Source organism: Actinomadura napierensis (assembly GCF_039529375.1).
Taxonomy (GTDB): Bacteria; Actinomycetota; Actinomycetes; order Streptosporangiales; family Streptosporangiaceae; genus Spirillospora; species Spirillospora napierensis.
Map to the genome: position 1 here is coordinate 37,388 of NZ_BAAAMR010000050.1, position 18,421 is coordinate 55,808.

At 70.0% G+C, this 18,421-nt stretch carries 16 protein-coding genes; 3 read left to right on the forward strand and 13 right to left on the reverse strand.

All coding sequences use genetic code 11. From position 1 onward, the window contains the following. Positions 1 to 3: 3 nt before the first annotated feature. From ABD296_RS25925 to fxlA, 3 genes are all read right to left on the reverse strand, one after another. A complete protein-coding gene (locus ABD296_RS25925; protein ID WP_344272199.1) occupies positions 4 to 1,284 on the reverse strand; it encodes a lanthionine synthetase C family protein in 1,281 nt (426 codons plus the stop codon). Continuing rightward, a complete protein-coding gene (locus tag ABD296_RS25930) occupies positions 1,284 to 4,427 on the reverse strand; it encodes a lantibiotic dehydratase (protein WP_344272202.1) in 3,144 nt (1,047 codons plus the stop codon). The genes ABD296_RS25925 and ABD296_RS25930 overlap by 1 nt, the downstream gene beginning before the upstream one ends. A gap of 96 nt (positions 4,428 to 4,523) precedes the next feature. Then, positions 4,524 to 4,685: an FxLD family lanthipeptide gene (gene fxlA / locus ABD296_RS25935; protein ID WP_344272205.1), complete on the reverse strand. Its 162-nt coding sequence runs from the start codon at positions 4,683 to 4,685 to the stop codon at positions 4,524 to 4,526. 195 nt (positions 4,686 to 4,880) lie between these two features. Between fxlA and ABD296_RS25940 the strand changes: the two genes are divergently transcribed. Beyond that, entirely contained in the window at positions 4,881 to 6,332 is a 1,452-nt protein-coding gene (locus ABD296_RS25940) for a helix-turn-helix transcriptional regulator (RefSeq protein WP_344272207.1), read from the forward strand. A gap of 98 nt (positions 6,333 to 6,430) precedes the next feature. Here ABD296_RS25940 and ABD296_RS25945 read toward each other — a convergent pair whose 3' ends face one another. From ABD296_RS25945 to ABD296_RS25985, 9 genes are read right to left on the reverse strand one after another with little or no spacing between them, the layout of a single operon-like run. Continuing rightward, positions 6,431 to 6,745, reverse strand: coding sequence for a hypothetical protein (locus tag ABD296_RS25945; protein ID WP_344272210.1), 315 nt, complete (start codon positions 6,743 to 6,745; stop codon positions 6,431 to 6,433). Further along, the gene (locus tag ABD296_RS25950; protein WP_344272213.1) at positions 6,745 to 7,230 is read right to left on the reverse strand and encodes a DUF4913 domain-containing protein; all 486 of its coding nucleotides are present in this window, start codon (positions 7,228 to 7,230) and stop codon (positions 6,745 to 6,747) included. Before ABD296_RS25950 ends, ABD296_RS25945 begins: the two co-directional genes overlap by 1 nt. Further along, the gene (locus ABD296_RS25955) at positions 7,220 to 8,992 is read right to left on the reverse strand and encodes a type IV secretory system conjugative DNA transfer family protein (RefSeq protein WP_344272216.1); all 1,773 of its coding nucleotides are present in this window, start codon (positions 8,990 to 8,992) and stop codon (positions 7,220 to 7,222) included. Before ABD296_RS25955 ends, ABD296_RS25950 begins: the two co-directional genes overlap by 11 nt. After that, the gene (locus ABD296_RS25960) at positions 8,989 to 10,698 is read right to left on the reverse strand and encodes an ATP/GTP-binding protein (RefSeq protein WP_344272219.1); all 1,710 of its coding nucleotides are present in this window, start codon (positions 10,696 to 10,698) and stop codon (positions 8,989 to 8,991) included. Before ABD296_RS25960 ends, ABD296_RS25955 begins: the two co-directional genes overlap by 4 nt. Then, positions 10,698 to 12,185 (reverse strand): SCO6880 family protein, encoded by a 1,488-nt coding sequence (locus ABD296_RS25965; protein WP_344272222.1) that lies wholly within the window; start codon positions 12,183 to 12,185, stop codon positions 10,698 to 10,700. Before ABD296_RS25965 ends, ABD296_RS25960 begins: the two co-directional genes overlap by 1 nt. Continuing rightward, positions 12,172 to 13,524 (reverse strand): hypothetical protein, encoded by a 1,353-nt coding sequence (locus ABD296_RS25970; protein WP_344272225.1) that lies wholly within the window; start codon positions 13,522 to 13,524, stop codon positions 12,172 to 12,174. The genes ABD296_RS25965 and ABD296_RS25970 overlap by 14 nt, the downstream gene beginning before the upstream one ends. Next, on the reverse strand, positions 13,521 to 14,258 hold the full coding sequence (locus tag ABD296_RS25975) for a hypothetical protein (protein WP_344272228.1): 738 nt from the start codon (positions 14,256 to 14,258) through the stop codon (positions 13,521 to 13,523). The genes ABD296_RS25970 and ABD296_RS25975 overlap by 4 nt, the downstream gene beginning before the upstream one ends. Next, a complete protein-coding gene (locus ABD296_RS25980) occupies positions 14,255 to 14,569 on the reverse strand; it encodes a hypothetical protein (protein ID WP_344272231.1) in 315 nt (104 codons plus the stop codon). Before ABD296_RS25980 ends, ABD296_RS25975 begins: the two co-directional genes overlap by 4 nt. After that, on the reverse strand, positions 14,562 to 14,879 hold the full coding sequence (locus ABD296_RS25985; RefSeq protein ID WP_344272234.1) for a hypothetical protein: 318 nt from the start codon (positions 14,877 to 14,879) through the stop codon (positions 14,562 to 14,564). The genes ABD296_RS25980 and ABD296_RS25985 overlap by 8 nt, the downstream gene beginning before the upstream one ends. A gap of 630 nt (positions 14,880 to 15,509) precedes the next feature. Here ABD296_RS25985 and ABD296_RS25990 point away from each other — a divergent pair. Continuing rightward, positions 15,510 to 16,556, forward strand: coding sequence for a C40 family peptidase (locus ABD296_RS25990; RefSeq protein ID WP_344272286.1), 1,047 nt, complete (start codon positions 15,510 to 15,512; stop codon positions 16,554 to 16,556). 182 nt (positions 16,557 to 16,738) lie between these two features. Beyond that, entirely contained in the window at positions 16,739 to 17,158 is a 420-nt protein-coding gene (locus ABD296_RS25995) for a hypothetical protein (RefSeq protein ID WP_344272236.1), read from the forward strand. Between the two features lie 579 nt (positions 17,159 to 17,737). Here ABD296_RS25995 and ABD296_RS26000 read toward each other — a convergent pair. Further along, positions 17,738 to 18,301, reverse strand: a complete 564-nt coding sequence (locus tag ABD296_RS26000) for a hypothetical protein (RefSeq protein WP_344272238.1) — start codon at positions 18,299 to 18,301, stop codon at positions 17,738 to 17,740. Positions 18,302 to 18,421 lie beyond the last annotated feature (120 nt).

Below are 18,421 nucleotides of genomic sequence, written 5' to 3' on the forward strand. Positions count from 1 at the left end.
TGGTCAGGACAGGAGTAGGCAGGTCGGCCACCCGGCGGGGGCGGTCGACGGGTGGGTGAGGATGTGCAGGGTCACCGCGACGCCGGCGGTCCCTTCGATGAGCCACGGCGGGCAGGCGCCAGCGGTTTCAGTGCGGGTGATCAGCGTGTCGACCAGGCCCGGCAGTCGGGACGCGAGAGCTGGTGAGGAGGCGTCGGCGGCGGCGTGCCAGACCGTCGCGACCAGGCCCGCCCATCCGTGACAGAGCGCCGGGTCGGTGAGCTGGCCGAGCTGCGCCGGGTCGCTCACGCAGGCGAGGAGGACGCGTTCGGCGCGGTGCTGCCGGTCGGTGTCGCCGAGCGCGAGGCCCGCGAGCTGCTGCGCGCGGGTGATCCCCGGTGTCCCGTAGCACCAGGACGGCCGTGCCGGGCCGTCCTCGGTCGTCTGCTCGGCGCGGACATCGGGCCAGGGAACCCGCATCGGCCACCACGACCCGGCGGGACCGTCCTGCTGCCAGTGGTCCAGCCATCGGCAGATCCGGTCGATCGCGTCTGCCTGCCCCGGCACGGTGATGCCGCGCCGCATCGCCAGGGACAGCAGCGCGAGCGGGCCGGTGATGCCGTGAGCGACGCCGAGGTCGCCGTGCCCTCCGGCGAACCGTTCTTCGGGCCGCCCCAGCGGTATGTCGCTGGTCCACCATCCCGGCACGCCGGCTCCGGCGTCGTCGCCCGCCGACACGGGGTCGGCCAGCCGGGTCAGGTAGGTCAGCACATCCCGCAGCAGTCCGCCGGCGGGGGCGCGATGCAGCAGGTAGGCGCCGAGCCCGGTCAACCCCGACACCAGGTCGTACTCGGCGCGCGGTGGCCGCACGGCGGCGGCGATGCGGTCGGCGGCGGCCTGCAGGCGGGCGCGGGTCAGGTCGGCGACGGCGGTGTCCAGAGCCCGCCGCGCGGACTGGTAGTGCCCGCCCGGCGGCCCACTCTCCGGGTTGTCCGGCGCGGTGACGGCGATCGCGAACGCGACCGCTGGCGCGCCCCACCACAGGCCTGCGCTGGGGCCGGTGTTCAGGGCGTTGCGGGCAGCGCGGGACAGCCACGCGTGCGCCAGGTCCCGTCCGCCGATCCCGGCGCGGGCTTGGACGGCGTGGAGCACGGCGATTCCGGCGGCGCCCTTGGACAGCGACTGGTCCCGCCACTCCGGTACTAGCTCAGCGGCGTCGGGTAGGTGCGCCACGGACTCCGCGATCTGGTCGGCCAGGGCTAGCGCGGCCTGGCGTCGGGGTACTGAGATGTCCGGCGTGGGCATCACCGCTGGTTGTCCTCTCTGTTCCGTCGCGCTGTCGCGGCCAGCGCGACGGCGCGGGCCGTGCGGGTGAGGAGCCGTTCGTGGTCGCGGTCGATGCCGTGAGCGCGGATGTGATGCATGTGCAGCAGCGACGGCGTCACCGCCGCGGCGGTGAGCCGCCGGGCGGGCTCGGCCGCCAGACGGTCGGTGTAGGCCGTTGCTGCTCGGCGCCGCGCCGACCACGCGGCGGCGAACGGTGTCTCGCCGGGGGCGCCGGCGAGGGTGACGGCCTCCGCGACGACGGCACGGTCCAGCGGTCCGGCGCCGCCGCGGTGCGGGCGGCCGATCAGCCAGTCCATGCCGGCGGCGCACCCGCCCGCCATCGCGCACACCAGATCGACCATGCTCGCCGCGAGGGCGGCGTCCGCGTCCACGGCCCGGGACGCCGCCGCGTGGATCTGTGCGAGGGCGGCGGCGGAGTCGGCGGCGAACAGGTCCTCAGCGGCGGTCACGGCCGCGCCGGCGCCGTACCGGGCGATCTCGGGCCGGTAGGTGTCCAACGACAGTTCGCCGATCAGACCGAGCCGCCGCAGCCCGGCGACCCACCGTCCGACCCGGGCGGCGGCGGCCCCGTACTCGTCCGGGTCGGTCACCCGCAGCCGCAGCCGCAGATGCGGGGCGGGGTCGCGGTACCGCACGAACCACCACACCGGCGGCTCGTCCCACTCGGCGAGCAGGTCAGGTAGGTGAGCGAGCAGGATCGTGTCGACGGTCTGCGGCGCCCCGTACAGCGAGGCGAACAGCACCGTGCCGCCCGGCAGGACGTCGTCGCGGGGGTCGATCAGCCTGATCGGTCCGGGAGCGGTGACGGCGGCGGGCGCCGGAGCCGGCGGCGTATCGACGGCGAGAGGGATGACGATCTCGTGCGCGTGTCCGTCCAGCCATCCATCGTCGGCGAGGGCCTCGGCCACGGTGGCGTCGTCGGTGCTGTCCAGGTGCGCGCGCAGCACCGCCAGATCGCGGGGATCGTCCAGGCTCAGCCGAAGCTGCTGGTCGCCCGCGCCGACCGCGACGGCGCCGGGCAGCCCGAGCCGGTCCCGCAGCCGGTGGAGCGCGTCGTTCCACGCCTGCGTTGAGGTGGTCGGGCCGGGCAGCGCACCCGCGGGGAGCCGCCACCGCGCCGGGGCCAGGACGCTGCGGCCGTAACGGATCCGCGGGAGGAACGGCAGGCAGCGGCCCGCCAGCCCCCACGCCATCGGCGACAGCGCCGCCATACGCGCGTGAGGCAGCTCGTACAGCAGCCGGACCAACGGCGGCATCACCTGCCGGGCGGCGGCGTTGGGCAGCATCGGCTCCACGACCCGGCGGCGGGACAGCGACAGCAGATACAGGCCGGTGGCGTCGGCGGTGACCGCGAGGTCCTCCACTCGCAGACCATCACGGCCGGAACGATCCCCGGCATGGTCCCCAGCGTGGTCGGCGTCGTGCTCGGCCACGGTGAGCACGTCGCGAGTCAGCGCGGGCACGCGGGTGACGTTCTCGGCCCGGGGGAACCGGGCCGGGAAGGAGAGGTGCGCCAGTACGGCGCCGTCCACGGCGACCGGTAGCGCAGCCGCCGCGGCGAGCATCCCGGCCCGTTCCCTGCCGGGCAGGACGTCGAAGAACCGGCCGGTGAGCGCGGTCCCGCTGCGGCCGATCCCGGTGACCAGCAGCGTGAACGCGCCGCCGTCGATCGCGGCGAGCGTGGGCGCGAGCACCTGCGCGCAGACCTGCGCGTGCGGCCAGGCCCCCGCAGGCGAGCCCGCGGATAGGCCCTCACCGAACACCTGGTTGAGGAAGTCGTCATCCACCGCGACCTCTCGGGCCCGGTCGAGGGCCGCCTGCTGGGCCAGTGCCAGCAGCCGCTCGACGCGCGGCGACACCACCGCAGGCCGTGCCTGCTGCGCGTCGCCCTCGGCGAAGTGCGCCGGATATCCCAGCCCGGTCACCGGGTCCACCAGCTGCAGCAGCGGCACGACGGCGTCGACGCCGTAGCGGTCCGCGAAACGGGCGTGGTAATCCCGCCAGGCGGGGTGCCCGGCCGGGTGAGGAGTCAGCCGCAGCAGCGCCCCGGCGGCGGCCGCGGCCTCGTCGGCGACCTGCTGAGGCAGCGTCACCGTGTAGCCGAGCCGCAGATCCACCGCGATCGGCGGCCGGTCCCCGTCGGCCACCTTCCGCATCCGCGTCACCGTGTCGGCCCCGGCGCTCGCGGTCGCGGTCGCGGTCGCGCCGAGCTTGGCGCGGTCGGACGCGCGCAGCCGCTCATGGATCACACGCAACTCGCCGACGAGGGCCGTAGCCGTCTCCGGCACCGGCCCGTGCAGGCCGTCGACGCGGTTCAGGAGGTGCCCGAGCCCGTCCGTCACGGTGGAGGGCGCGCGCAGGCCGCTGATCAGCGCCCCGCACCGGACCAAGCCGGTCACCAGGTTCTCCACCGTCGCGCTCCCTGAGCCGGGGAACTCGGCGGCGATCTTCTCGGCCAGCTCACCGGCCGGGAGCGCAGAACGCGCCAGACGCAGGGCCAGGGCGACCGGCGGCGTGTACCGCACCGACATCTCCGCCGCCGTCCCGTTGCCGGGGCCGCCATGCGGCTGCCAGGGCACCACGAGCCGCTCACCGCGTACGAACACCAGGTCGTTCGTCAGCACCGGCACATCGCGCAGCACCGCCGGGTCGGCTTCCAGCCGCGCGGTCACCTCGGCGAGCCACACCGCGTCAGCGCGCGCCACCACCCCGCCTGCGGCGTCCCAGATCGACGCAGGCGCGCCGAGCCGCAGCGGCGCCACCCCCGCGAACAACCCGAACGGTGTCGCCCGCCCCTGCATCCGCACCAGATACCGCGCCAGCGACAGCACCATCCGCCGGACCTGCTTGGGGCGCGGCGCCCGCCCGCCCGCGCACACCGCGCCGATCGCCGCTCCAAGGACCGGGCTGGCTGCCGTGACCGCCTCGGCCACCGGCCGGTTCGCCCACACCTGCGCCAGCCACGCCCGCCACTGCTTGACCTGGGCGTCATCGTCCAGGCCCGGCCACCAGCCGGGCAGCGGCGACGGAGCCTGCACAGCCGCCCGCACCAGGCCCGCACCCACCGCCCGGTACAGCGGCATCCTCGGCTGAGTCCCCATCCCGGCCCCCTCTCCCGCGCGTCCCCGGACAAGTTCTGGACGGGCCGCTCCCGCCGGGAGACGCTCAGCGGCGCGTCCCCGGCGGGAGCGGAGGGTTCAGCAGTCGCCCTGCTTCTGGGTGTCGCAGCCGTTGTCGGTGCTGCACACCAGCGCGGCGGCCGGCGCGGCCGCGGCCACGGACACGTCGAGGTCGAACACGTCGCCGGCGGCGCCGGCGGGGGTCGTTCCGGTGGAGGTGGCGGAGGTGTCGAGGCGCATCTTCTGCGTCCTTCCTGGTTCGGCGGGGACCCGGTCGGCCCTCGCCTTGGTGTCTCCACCGTCCGCCGATGCTTGGGAGAGCATCAATGTCGCTGATGTGCGCGAACTATTGCCGCGGCCATTGCCGGTCGCGGCAATGATTGCTGTCGGTGCTCCGCGTTACGCTCGAACCACCTGCCCATGCCGGAGGTGGCGTTGGCGCAAACGATCAGCCGGGCCCGCCGTAAGGAACTCGCCGGGCAGGCCCGCGCCATCCGCTCCCAAGGCCAGCGTTCCCGCTGGCCAGTCGAAAAGATCGCCGCGCAGATCCTCGCTCAGCTTCCCCAGGTGCTGCCGCTGGAGGCGTGGCGATGGGCCTACGGCTGGTCCCGCGCCGACGTGGTCCGCGGAGTCGGTGAGCTGTACCGCGCGGACGGGCTGGGAGTTCCCCCGCTGAACCCGGCGATGCTGTGCAGGTGGGAGCACGGCGAGCACCCGCCCAGCCCCGACTACGCGATGGCGCTGTGCCGCCTCTACAACGCCACACCGGCCCAGCTCGGCCTTCCAGCTTGGGCGAGCCCTCCCGCGGGCTACCAGCGGCGGGGGTACGGTGCCTGGCAGAGGCGACCGCTGCGACCACGGAATGGGGCGCTCATGACGGCTGGCGGCAACGGACTCGCGGCACTGCGCGAATCGGTGGAGCTCGCGCGAGAGGTCGAAGGCCCCGCGGGCGGCCCGCAGACCCGCGAGAACCTCGCCGCCGCGCTGGCCCACTACGACCTGCGGTATTCGCAGTACCCGCCGGCCGTGCTGTCCCAGGAAGTGCACCGCTGCCGCACGCTGGTCAACGAGCTGCTCCACCACCCGCAGACCGAACCTGATCGGCGTGAGCTGCGCCGGATCGCGGGCTGGCTATCGGCCGCGGTCGGGAACCTGGCGTTCCATCTCGGCGACCAGGCCGCCGCCGATGTGCATCTGGCCACGGCCGCGCGGCTCGGTGACGACGTCGGAGACCGGTGGCTGGAGTGCTGGACCACCGGCGCCCGCGCGATGATCGCCTACTACGAGCACCGGTACGCCGAAGCGGTGCAGCACGCTGAACGCGCCTACGAGCAGGCCGAGGAGCCGCTGCGGCAGGCGCAGATCCTCGCGTGGGGACTGCTGCGGCCCACCGCGGCGCTCGGCACGCACTCGCGCGCGGAGGTCGCGCGGCTATCTGGGCGGGCGCTGGATGCGATGGACGCGGCGCCGCAGGACGACGTGCCCGGCCGGTTCGGATTCGACCGCGCCGAGCTGGAGATGCACCAGGCGGAGGCGGCGCTGGTGGCCGGAGACCCGGCCGAGGCCGCCCGGTATGCGGGCGACTCTCTCCAGCACATCCCGCATGGCCGTCCCGGGTGGGCGGCCGCCACGACCGTCCTTGCCCGCGCCGAAGCCGTCCACAGGCGGGCCGACGACGCGGCTGCGCTGGGGATGACAGTGCTGGACACGGTGACGCCTGATGCGTTGCGGGCCACCAGCCGGGACCGGCTGACCGCGCTGGGCACCGATCTTCGTCGTAGGCCCGGCACGCCGAGCCGCGCCGCGGTGGATTTCCTGGCGCAGTTGGAGGCCCTGCCGCCGCTGGTGTCCACGGGTGCGGCCAGCAGCGAACCCAACGGCGGCTAAGGAGACGCTTCGCCGGATTCTAGCGACGGTGGCGTGCCCTGGAGAATTCTGCGGGCGAAGTCAGGTTGAGTTTCCGGTACACGCGGGTGAGGTGCTGCTCAACGGTGCTCATGGTCTCCGGCCAGGGCGGTGGCGGCGACCAGCTCACGTTGGTTCGGTAGCGCCTGCTGCTCCAGTTCCAGTAGTCGATGAGGGACGTCACGCAAGATGCCAGCGACGTCTTCGCGATCGGTGATACGCAGTCGTTGCCGTTGTGCAAGACAGATCAACCGTTCGGCGCACAGTGCTGTGCCAGGGTTTGTATTTACCTGCTGGTTAAGTAGCGTGAGTAGATCATCCAGCAGTTGCACAGCGTGCTCGAATCGGACAATATCATCCTCGCTCCAGGCGAGATAGCTCTCGCTAGTGGGCATTATCTTCCATTCAAGCCGAAGTCGGTACTCTCGGAGGGTTCGGCGTAGCCGGCCGCCTCCCAAAGTCCGGCCGGGGCAGGATGGTGCGGCAGCGAGGGCAGTCCGTTGGGGTTGTGGGCGTCCTTCTTGCAGGCGGAGAAGGGGCCGCCGTCCTTGCTCATCAGCACTGAAAGGTGAGGGTCGGCATGGTGCAGCCACCATGTGGACATGCCTAGCGCTCCCTCCCACCGGAGATGTTCAAAGGCGGTCCACATGGCGACGATGCGGCTGATCCCTTCGGGGTGACTCCACCACTCAGGGCACCAGGTGTAACTGCCGCCCAGGCGCCGCTGGATGTGCGGAGCGAGGAATTCGGTGAAGAACTCCTCGGGAGTTTGGAAGGCCGGAGCGCGTTCCTCCTCCTCTTCCTGCTGGACGCTTTCTCCTGAATCAGGACCGTCGTCCAGTTCGGGAGGTGTCCATGGGCCGCCGAGGTCAGCGCTCATCGTCGGGGACCGCCGTCAGTTCGTGCTGGGCTATCTCGGTGGGCGGGGCGTAGGCCCGGAGCGAGGCCCTGACCGCGTCTGCATGCTCGCCGCTTTGCCAGGGCAGCGTCCGGACGAGCACGGGGGGAGCCCCGGAGGGCAGTACCAGGGCGCGGCCGCGGGGCATCGCGAACAGGTCGGCGACCTCCAGGATCTTCTCCTGGCGGGTGGAGGCGCTGGTGCTGCGGGAGTGCTGGCCACGGCCGCTTTGCACCGTGGTGCTGTAGGTGGTGGGTTCGTACTCGCCCACGAGCTGGACCAGGTCGCCCAGGAACCGCGGATCACTGACGCCGCCGCCGTAGACGCGGACGTTGGCCGCGCTCCAGAGCTTCGGCATGCCGTGCTCGCCCCACACTTCCACGCCCTGGGCCCAGCTCTGCAGGATCGTCATGAGGACGATGCCCCTCGATCCGTAGTGGGAGTACAGGTCCGGTAGGTCTTTCCAGCGGCAGACGTTGGCGGCTTCGTCCAGCACCCCGATCATGGGAACCGGCAGCCGTCCGGATGGCGACGTGGTCGCGTATTCCTCGGCGGCCTCGATGGTGGCGACCGTCAGCCCGGTAACCAATGGCCCGGCGGTCCCGCGTCCTTCGCGCGACAGGGAATACAACGTTCCGCCTTGGCGTGCGAAGGCGGAAGGGGCGAATTGCGGGCGATTCGGTCGCTGTGGGTCTGGCGTGACCCAGCGGGTTACCGCCGGGTTGACCAGGCACCCTACGGATTTTCTCGCCGTACCATAAATGCCCCCTCTTTGCTTGTCGGGCATGTTGATGACGCCCTGAACATGCTCGGCTGGTAGGGCGTGTCCGGCACGGTCCAGAATATCGACGGGGGTTGCCTCGGTGACATCACTGAGCCATCGGTAGATCGTGGTGATCGGCTCGTTGGCTTCCGCAGCCGCCAGGAGCATCCAACTGAGGAGTGCCTCGCCCTCCGGGTCAAAATATGAGTCCGTTTTGGCGCCGGGGTCACGGGAGTAGGCGGAGAAGACCGCGGCCATGCGAGTGGCGCGGTCGACGTCGGTGACGTAGGAAAGGGGGTTCCACCACCAGGTGGGTTCCTCACCGACCACGTTCTGCGGATCGAACACCCAGACGTCGCCGGCATTCTGCCGGGGGAGACGAGTCGCGTCGACCACGTCTCTCTTGTTGCTGGTCACCAGCACGGCGCCGGGCGCTTCCAGGATCGCCGGGATGGCGCGCGAGGTGGTCTTGCCCGTCCTCGGTCCCCAGATGTCGACTTGCATGTCCTCCCAGGAGCCGAAGAACTCCCGGCCGGTGCCGACCACGCGGCCGACCCGGACGCCGGGCGACGAAGTCCGGGCGCCGAGCCGCTCGGCGGTTGCGGCGGCGCCTTCGCGGGAGAAAGGCTCCAGGTCACGGCGGTGCGCCAGGTGCTTGGCGGCGACGTCGACGCGGGTGCGACGGCTGTCGCGTCTCCACCACCAGCGCCCCAGCAGCGCGCCGGCGCAGGCGAGCACGACCAGCTCCACGGCCAGGAGCGCTGCGGCGGTGGTCCCCGGCCAGGGCACCTGGCCGGTGATGACTCGAACGAAGTAGGCAACCGGGTTGTCCGACGGTGCTCGGGACCCGCGATCCAGGCTGTGCGCCAGCAGGGCCGCGCCCCAGATCGAGCATGCCACCACGACCAGCGCGGACAAGCCGGCCAGCACCAGGTAGGGAGTGACATCGGGAGGGCCGCCGCGGCGGCGCGGCGCGCTCATCTGTTCACCCTGGTAGTGCTGTGCATCCAGCGCTTGTTGGTGTCGTTCACCTCGCGCTCGGCGGGAGTGAAGTCGACGTGGAAGGGAATGCCCGGGCGGCCGCCCACCTTGACGAGGAACTTACCCCGTCCGGGCGGGTCGCCGTCCTTGTTGAGGCTGGGGTCCCATGAGGGCGGGCTGGACCAGTCGACGATCATGTCGCGTTCCGCGGAGGACATGCGGACGACCTCGGTGAGGGCGGGCATCTCCGCCATGGGGAGGCCGCCGCAGATCACCATCCCGGCTCGTTCGGCGAAGCCCTTGGCCTTCATCCTGTCGGCCTCGTCGGGCAGGGCGAGCAGGTCGGCCATGGTGTGGGTGATCATCGCCTGGCCGAGGCCGTACTGCCGGTTGAGTCGGGTGAGGGCGTCGACGCGGTCGACCAGGCCGCGGCCGGCGCGCAGGACGCGCCAGAGCTCGTCCAGGACCACGAAGAAGTGGCGCTGCGGTCCCAGGCCTTCGTCGGCGAGGGCGTGCGCGGCCTCTACCGCGCCGAATCCATCTGACCAGCAGGCCAGGAGCACCGCGGCCTGCAGTTCGGCATCGGCGTCGTCGATTCCACTGATGTCGATGCACACGCCGCCGGGAGCGTCGAGCTGGATCGGTGTGGTGGTGTGCGCGGCGAAGGTCTCGCCCATCGGGCCGTCCAACAGGCCGAGTAGCGAGGCATGCAGAGGGTCAACGGCCGCGCGGTAGCGGTCTTCGCTGCCGCGGGCCAGCGTCACAGCGCGGACCGCGTCGGGGCCTTCATCGATGCAGCGGATCAGGTCGGGCAGGATCGGCACGCCGTGGTGGCGGTCGTCCAGCACTCGCAGTGCCGCGTTGAGGATGGTGCGTTCGGTGTCGGGGATTGGCGCGCCACGCAGCACCGTCATCAGCGCGGAGACCATGTTCAGGCGTCGGCCGTGGGCGTCGGCGGCGAGCTTCTGACGAGCTCGGCCGGTCAGCTTCGCGACCGCGCCGCCGCTCTCGCCGGGGTCGAGGACGTTGAGGCTCCCCAGCCCGCGCCCCAGCTTGATCACCTGGCCTCCCAGCGCGGTGATCAAGTCGGTGTAGTCGGGCTTCAAATCGCCGAGCACCATGGGGAAGACTCCGACGCCGGTGAGGCCGAGGACCATGCGGCGAATCAGGCTGCTTTTGCCGAGCCCCGGCTTGCCCAGCACCAGGCAGCTGGGGTTGTGGATCAATCCTGCGCGCTGGAACCAGGAGATCGGATCGCAGCAGAGGGCGGCGCCGCTTCCGAGCTCTCGGCCGACCGGTACCCCGATCATCGGGGTGCCGCTCCCGGCCCCGAAAGGCCACAGGCCGCAGACCTGCACCGTCGTGCCGCGCCATTCCGGTGGGGCTTCGACGTAGGAGACGCGGCCGCCGCCCTTGCCGGTGAAGCCGCGTGGTCCAGGACGGCGCCCGCCGGCGCGGTTCTCCTGCCGCTTGGCGGCCAGTTCCGCCCTCTTCTCCTCGCGCTCCCGTCGTGCTGTCTGTTTGGCGGCCTTACGGCGGGCCTTGCCGGAAAGGGCGGCGTCTCGCTTGAGGGACGGCGGAGGATGCTCACTCAGCAGCGGCTGTTGAACTGCAGCCGACGGCGTCCCAGGGGCGACGGGGCCGGCGGGCGGGACGGGAGGCGCGCCGGGCGAAGCGCCGGAACCACCAGAGTAGGGGCCGGTCATCAGAGAGCCTCCCGGATCAGTGCGGGAACCTGCAGGTGGTCGGGCAGGACGACGCCGAGCGGCAAGCAGGCGGCAAAGGCCGCAGCCTGCGCCCCGTACGCTCGGCGCAGTTGGACGCGCGCCGGTGGGGCGAGCGTGTCGATCGCCGCGGCGGCAGCCGGAAGCTCGTCCGGTGAGAAGACGGTCGCGGTCACCAGCATCGCGAACCTGATCAATCCAGCGCCCTTGGCTTCCTCCCGGGCCGTCTGGTCGGCGGCCGCCACGGCGATCGCGTCGCGGGCCGCGGTGGAGTCGCCGCTGACACGGAACCTGGCGTCCTTGCGGTCACGCTCCACCAAGGTCGCAGCTGTGCCCGGGTCGTAAGGCCGGTAGAGCAAGGTCACGCGCTTGCGAGGGACGTCCGAATGAGGGGCGACCAATCCGGTCAGGACGTTCGACAGAACCTCACCGCGCGGCGCTTCCGACATCGCCCAGGTGATGGAGACGCCGGAGTCGTGGACGTAGCGGTCCCAGTACTCCTGGCTGGAGGCCGGGCCGGCGTCACTCCAATCGAGCACCTCGCCGTGGGCTTCATCCAGCAGAGCCTGAGCAGCTGGGTCATAGGCAACCCGTACCGCCTCGGCGAGCTGCTGGGCGTTCATTGCCCGGGCGGTGCCGGCTCCGGTCATCGCCAAATTCCGCGATAGTCCGGGGAGACGAGCGCCGATCTCGCGCGCCATCTCTTGCAGCGACCGCCGCTTGGCGCCTGGGCGCGGAGCGCCCGCGTAGGTGAGCGCGACCCGGGTGGACACCTGCGCACTACCAGCCGGATAGTGCTGCACGATCTCCTGCAGCACCTGCCTGGCGAGCGGAGGGGCGTTCGGATCGAGGGTGGACGACACCTCGCGATGCAGGCGGTGCCCGAGGTCGGGCGCTGTCTCGATCGTCACACTCGCGGCGACTAGGCCGGGCTCGAAGGAGAGCGCGGCCAGCCACTGCCCCCAATGCGCTACCCAGGTGTCGACCTGGTCGGCGTCCACCAGCGCAGCGCCGTCCGCTCCGCATTCCAGGACTACTGTGTAGTGTCCGACCTGCGGCAACACCACCATCGCGAATGGTTGCCCGTAGGAATCCTGGGCGTCGACCACCTTGGAGGCTGCCAGCAGCCCGGGCAGCCGGTAGCTGCCACGTGCGGCGATACCAAGTGGCCCCGATCTGTACAGGTGCTGCCCTCCGGAGCGACCGCGCCACCACGCGATCCGCGCTGTGGCGGCTTGGAGCGCGGTGCGGCCATGCCGGTCCTGGACGACCAAGGGGGTCAACACGACCACCACCGCCACGGCCACCACCAGCGCCGGGATGATCCCGAAAAACATCATCGAGATCACGGTGGCGGCCATACCGCCCATGAGGATCAGCGTGCCGAGGAGCCCAAGCTTGCCGATCCCGGGGGTACGGGGCTTCCGCCAGTTTCCGTAGGTCCGTTCTGCCTGGTCACGTGCCGCCACGCGGTCCCCCTCCGTCGTCCCCGGTCGCGTCCTTGCCGATCTTCTGGGCGCCGCGATAGCCCGCCTGGATGCCGTCGACTACCGCACCGGCTGCAGCGCCGTATGCCCCGCCGGCCTGGGCGCCCTGCGCGGTGTGCTGGCCTACTGGTTGCTTGCCGCCGCCCGAGCCGCTCGGGTTCTGCCCGTCGCCGCCTGGCTCTCCATCGCCGCCGGGGGATCCGTCCCCGCCCGGGCGCCCCTCCGGTCCCGCACCGCCGGGGGTGCCCTGCTGACTTGCGTTTCTACTGCCTGGTGGCCCCGACGGTCCTTGTGAGTTGCGACCGCCGCCGCCTCCGCCGTTGCCGCCGCTGCTCATGGCGGGCACCATCCGGGCGCCCATAGCCACGGCGCCGGACACGGCCGCCAAGCCGCCGCCTCCGCCGCCGCCTCCGCCGACACCCGACACCAGTGGGACGATGAACCGCATCAGTGCGGGGAGCACGATCACGGCCATGATCGACAGGATGATGCCCTGCACCTGCGCGATCGAGTCGCCCATCAAGGCCTTGAACGCGACGGCGTAGACGGTGGCGGCCACCGGTTTGTACAGCACGAATGCCAGTAGCCAGCCGAGCATCTTGCGGTACCACGCCCGCCCTTCGGGAGCGATGCTCGCCGCGGCCCCCAGGGGAAGCATCCCGGCCAGGAGCACCAGCATCGCGCCGCGCACGAACATCATCCCCAGCTGGATGACTCCGGACAGGATCGCGAGCAGGGAGACGATGAGGACGAGGCCATTCCCCATGCCCAGCCCGCCGCCCCAGAGGAAGACGCCGACCTTGCCGACATTCCCTTTGACGTCGCCGTCGGTGGATGCCGAGATAATCCATTTGGAATAGCCGTCCCCGGCGATCATCGCGAGGTTGGTCGCCTGAGTGATCGCGAACACGACGATCACCAGCGTGAGCATCCCCGACATTGCCTCGCGCAGTGGTTCCCCGCGGCGCTGCCAGGCCATGCGGCCAGCGGCCAGTAGCACGCCGAGCACCGCTACCCAGGTGACCAGCCAGCCGGTGTGGTACGCCAGGAAGTAAGTGGGGTCGTCGGCGTTGTCGCTGATGCGGGGGGAGAACAGTCGCCCGAAGTCCATCCCGTGGTTGCCGACTTTGGGATCCACCCAGAAGGTTACGATGAACTGGTAGAGCTTCACCGCTGACTTAGCGAACGACTGTGCAGCTTGATCGAGTGCGGATCCGGCGAGTTCTCCCCCTGCGTTGGTCACTCCCTTTTTGAGGTTGCAGGGCACGTCGAATGGGCTGCATGGTTTTGCCGCTGGAAGCGCAGCGGCCAACATCATCATGCGCCACCCCAGCGGATATAACCGTCGAGGGACGCGAGTTGCTGTCCCTCAGTACTAGGTGACCCGTCGGACTGCAATTCGAGTTTCCAGTCATCGCCTTGCCACTTGACGGTGGCCGTACTTGCTATCCACGCGGTGGAGTCGATGCGGTTCGCGAGCGAGATCACCGCCGTATCCGGCCCGTAGGTGATGAACTTGAACCCGGCGTACTGCGCGACATCGCCTGCTTGGAGAGGAGGGTTGGCGCCGTGAGTAGCGCGATCTTTGAGGAAGACGGCTTTTCCAGCGCTGTTAGTCAACTGCTGTTCGCTTATAGCCCTCCAGTTGGAGGAGTAGGTGATTCGTGCGCTGATTTGCGCAGCAGCGATAAGGGCGCCGGTGGGGGTGTGCGCATAGCAGCTGCGAATGTCGCCTTTGCGGATCAGTGGACCCGCATTGGGGGAGACCGGAAGCGCGATCGCCTGGAACAGTTCCCAAGTCACCCCGGGGGGCGCAGTCGTGGGAACCTGCTGGTTGGTGTCGGCCGGCTGGCAGGCAGCAGAATTGGTGCCTCCGGCAGCTCCTGATTGCCTTCCAGTAGGCGGCGGATTTGTTGAGCCAGGGGAGCCCCCTGAACCGCCGCGGGTCATTGCCACGAGCACGCCGAGCAGGATGATGACCGTGAGGAAGCCGGCAGCGAGGATGAACCCGGGGCGCCGGAACGGACTGGGTGCCTCGTCGGGACCGGGGGTCAACTTCCGCCTCCGACCAGCGCGCCGACCAGCGCCGAGGCCGACCCGGCAAGGATGCAGGCCGCGAAGACCCAGGCCAGACCAGAGGCGTGCTCACCGCCCTCGCCCCGGCGGTGGGAGATCGCCATACGACCCGCGACGATCAACACCCCGGCCACGCACATGCCGAAGACGATCCACGCCACCCACTTGAGGATCTTCTCCAGTTGGTCCGCCCCTGGAGGCTTGGCGCCCTGGCCGGGGTTGGGGATCGCCGCCACAACAGCGTGGGCGTGGTCCACGACGTTCAGCGCCGCGGAAACGACATCAAGCATGACGTCCTCCGGTCATGATGGTGTGAAGGTCCGCGGCCATCGCCGCGTACTGGGCGGGTAGCTGAACCTGCCCAGGAGGGTCGCCCAGCCGCAGCGCTTCGACCCAGGGGAGGTCCCACACCTTGGGAACCCCGCCAGAGATCAGCGTCAGTAGGTCTTTGAGCGGTTTGGGACGCCGGCCGGGAGCGTCAGCGATTACCGCCAGGCCCAACAACTGCACCGGGCGCAACTCGGCGGACGTCGACCACTGCCACGCCGCCGCCTGCGCGGCACGCAGGCCGTGAGCGTGGGAACGTGCCACCAGCACCACCCGTACGGCGGTGGGTGCATCACACAGTGGCCACCAACGCCCCGCGTCCATCCCTCCCCGGATCGCGGCCTGCAACGTGCTCGTCCCCGCACCTCCGTGACAGGCCAGAAACCACCAGGGCGGGGCGCCATGCTGCAGCGTCGGCCCGAAGTCGCGGATGGGGAGACCGCCATGGGGCGGAACTGGACGGGCTCGTGGATACCCAGGCGGCATAGCTCCAGGTGACGGAGCTCTCGCCACGGCCGCCGGATGCGGGTGCGCTGGGCCTCCTCCCGGCGGCGGTTGGCTCGGATCTCTGGTGCCTGGATTCACGGTAAGACCAGCCCCCTGAGCACCGATACATGTCAAGATCAACCGTCATGGTAGGGCATCACTCCGCACTCTTACTGAAACGGGATCCCCATCCGCCACATCTGTTGCGAATCAGTGATCCGTGAGTAAATTGGCGCGGTCAAGCATCATGATCGCCGGGGCCGGGGGCGTGTGGCATTGAGTGTGCGGGGCAGCGCGATGGGCGTACACGGCGAGGGCTCTTGCCGCAAAACCCCAGGTAGACCGTCTACTGCGTCGCCAAAAGGTCGCCTGTTCAGTCGACTCTCCGACGACCGAGGATCAGCTCAGGCCAGCGTGATGATCGCCGTGTCGGGCGGGCTCGGCATCGTACTGCTGGTGGTCGTCCTGATCGTGATCATCATCGGCGGGCAGGCGGACGCCTGCGGCACGTCACAAGGTGGCGGCCAGCAACCTGGCGCCTCCGATGAAGCCAACAGCATTCCCGGCAACTACCTTGCGATCTACAAGAAGGCCGGCCCGGCGTACGGAATCCCCTGGAACGTGCTCGCGGGCATCGGGAAGGTCGAGACCGGCCACGGCACCTCCAACCTCCCCGGAGTACACAGCGGGGAGAACTACGCAGGGGCCGGAGGCCCCATGCAGTTCCTCGCGCCCACCTGGAAGAGCTTCGGTGTCGACGGCGACGGAGACGGCAAGGCGGACCGCTACAACCCCGCCGACGCCATCCCGGGCGCCGCCAACTACCTACGTCACAACCACGGCAACGAGGGCGGCGAGGCACTCCGCAAGGCGATCTTCCAGTACAACCACTCCTGGGACTATGTGAACCTCGTCCTGAGTTGGGCCAAGAAGTACGCGGACGGGAATTTCTCCATCGGCGGCGACAACAACACAGGAGCCACCTGCATCCCCGGCGGCAACGTCGCCGCCGGACCAACCGGTCAACGGATCGTCGCCTATGCGATGCGCTGGTTGAAGACGCCCTACCAGTGGGGGGCTGGGACGTGGGATGGCCCCACGGGATACGCCTGCTCATACGGCCGCTGCGGAAAGGCCTTCGATTGCTCAGGCCTGACCATGTACGCAGTCGCTCAAGCTACCGGCGGAAAAATAAAGCTGGACCACTTCACCGGATCGCAGCAGAACGACTCACGCGGTGCCCGTGTCAGCTTCGCTCAACTCCAGCCAGGTGACCTCGTCTTCTTCACCCATCCCGGTGAAACTGTTTCTCATCATGTCGGCATCTATATTGGCGGCGGGCAAATGGTCAACGCCCCTCACACGGGCGATTGGGTAAAAGTGAGCAGTATCGCGAGCGGAACATACCGTGCTGAATTCAGCGGCGGCATGCGCTTTTCCGTTCCGGCGGATGGGCAACAATGACATCGCTACGTATCTCCATGGCGCGCACTACGATATTCCTTGCTGCCATCGGAATCATCACCGGATGCTCATCGGAGTCCCCGGCGAAGCCCCCGCCGACGAGGTCGCACCTACCGGGCCCGACAGCGACCACCCCAGCCGCCCCGCAGCCTCAAGCTCAGCGCCAGATCCCGCATGGGGGTGTGCCAGACCCGAAGAAGATCAACCAGGAGGACGCCACGGCGATCTCGCGAGCAGCGGTTCAGGTGATGTGGACTGTCGACGCCGCGATCGACACCGGGCAACTCGACGCCTTCAAACGCGCCGAGCCGTACCTGACCCCGGTCTACACCGCCCAACTACGCACTGAAGCGCCCGGAGACCTGCCCGCCTCCTGGCGCGCACATCGTGCCTACGCCAAGGTGCGGCTCACCCGCCAGCCGCCTGAGAGCGGCGTCGGTCCTGATTCCCCGATCCTTGCCCATCGGCAATGGCTGATCGTCGTCACCCCCACAGGCCGTGACGGCTGGACCGGCCCGCAGGTTCATGCGATCGCCTTCGTCACCCTGACCCGTGCTGCTGCCCGCGGAGCGTGGCGAGTATCGACGGTCACCACCGCGTAACGAGCCCACTGTTCAGGAACGCGAGACCCCGGACAGCCGTCGAAGATCACTACCATCCCCCACAGCAGACGAAAGGGGGCACCAGCGGTGCCATCGAATAGAGATCGCCCCGATGGACCGCTGTGGTCGCCGACGGACCCCAGCATCCCGCCGCCCCCTCCCCTCGGTGATGACGACGTCTCGCAGCGGGAGCCCGTCAGCGGCCCACCGGCCCGGCCGGAGCCTCCGGCCGTCGTCGCGCCGGCACTGTCCGCAAGCGCGCCGCCTCTTTGGCACGACCCGAGCATTCCGCCACCTCCACCGGCACCTCCAGCCTCACCGGCGAACACGGCTGCAAATGCTTCCGCTGGTCTAACGAGGACGAACGACGACGCCAGGAGTCCGAGGACTGAATCCACCGGCGCGTCCAGGAGACGTCCCGCAGCCGGGGCGCAACCGATCCCATCTGGTGAGAAGGCCGTCGCCCCTCCGAGCGGTCGTAGTTCCCGGCCGCCGCAAGCCGTCACGAATCTCGCCGATGACGAGCGCGCGGCAGCCGCCCAACGAACACCAGGCGCCGGATTCGGCCCCCAGAGGCATTCAGCCGACGAAGACGACGTATGGGTCGCGGGGGCGTCCGCCGCTGGACCACCCGCGGACGCCTCGATAAAGGTCCCGTCGCGCAATGAGAACGCGGAACCATCCGCCGACGAGATCCCAGCCGTCCCAAAGGCCCCCACAACCGCCACCGGCCAGAGGCTCGCCCCGGCGAGCGCTCCCCAGTCCTTCGCCGAAGAGGAGTTCCAGAAGACGATTCGCGAAGGCCAGGCCCTGCTCGATCAAGGCGACACCAGGGGGCTCATCGTCGTTGAACGTGCGTTGGCGATGGTTCCTCCTCGCAGGCTGAGCCCCAACGATCACGGAAACCGGACAACGAGCTCGGAGGCCTTGCCCCCCAACGCTGAAAGCGGTGCCGTCGCCTTCGCGCGCGCGGCCGCCGCCAGCGCGGTCAAGCTGAGCGAACTCAGCGCTGCGGAACGGATCCTCCGGCAGGGGATCGCGATTGCGCCCGATCACCAGCCTCTCCTGCGTGACTTGTTGGACTGCGTTCACCGCGCCGGCGCGCCGAATCACGTGGCCGCTGCCGTCAGCTTCGTCGAGCACACCCTCACCGCGACCGGCTCGCACCCAGAGCAGGAGACGACCACACTCCTGGAGCACCTCCGCCCTCGCGCTCCCAAGCCAGCCCCCACGCCGCGCCCTGCGGCGCCCAAGAACCCCGCA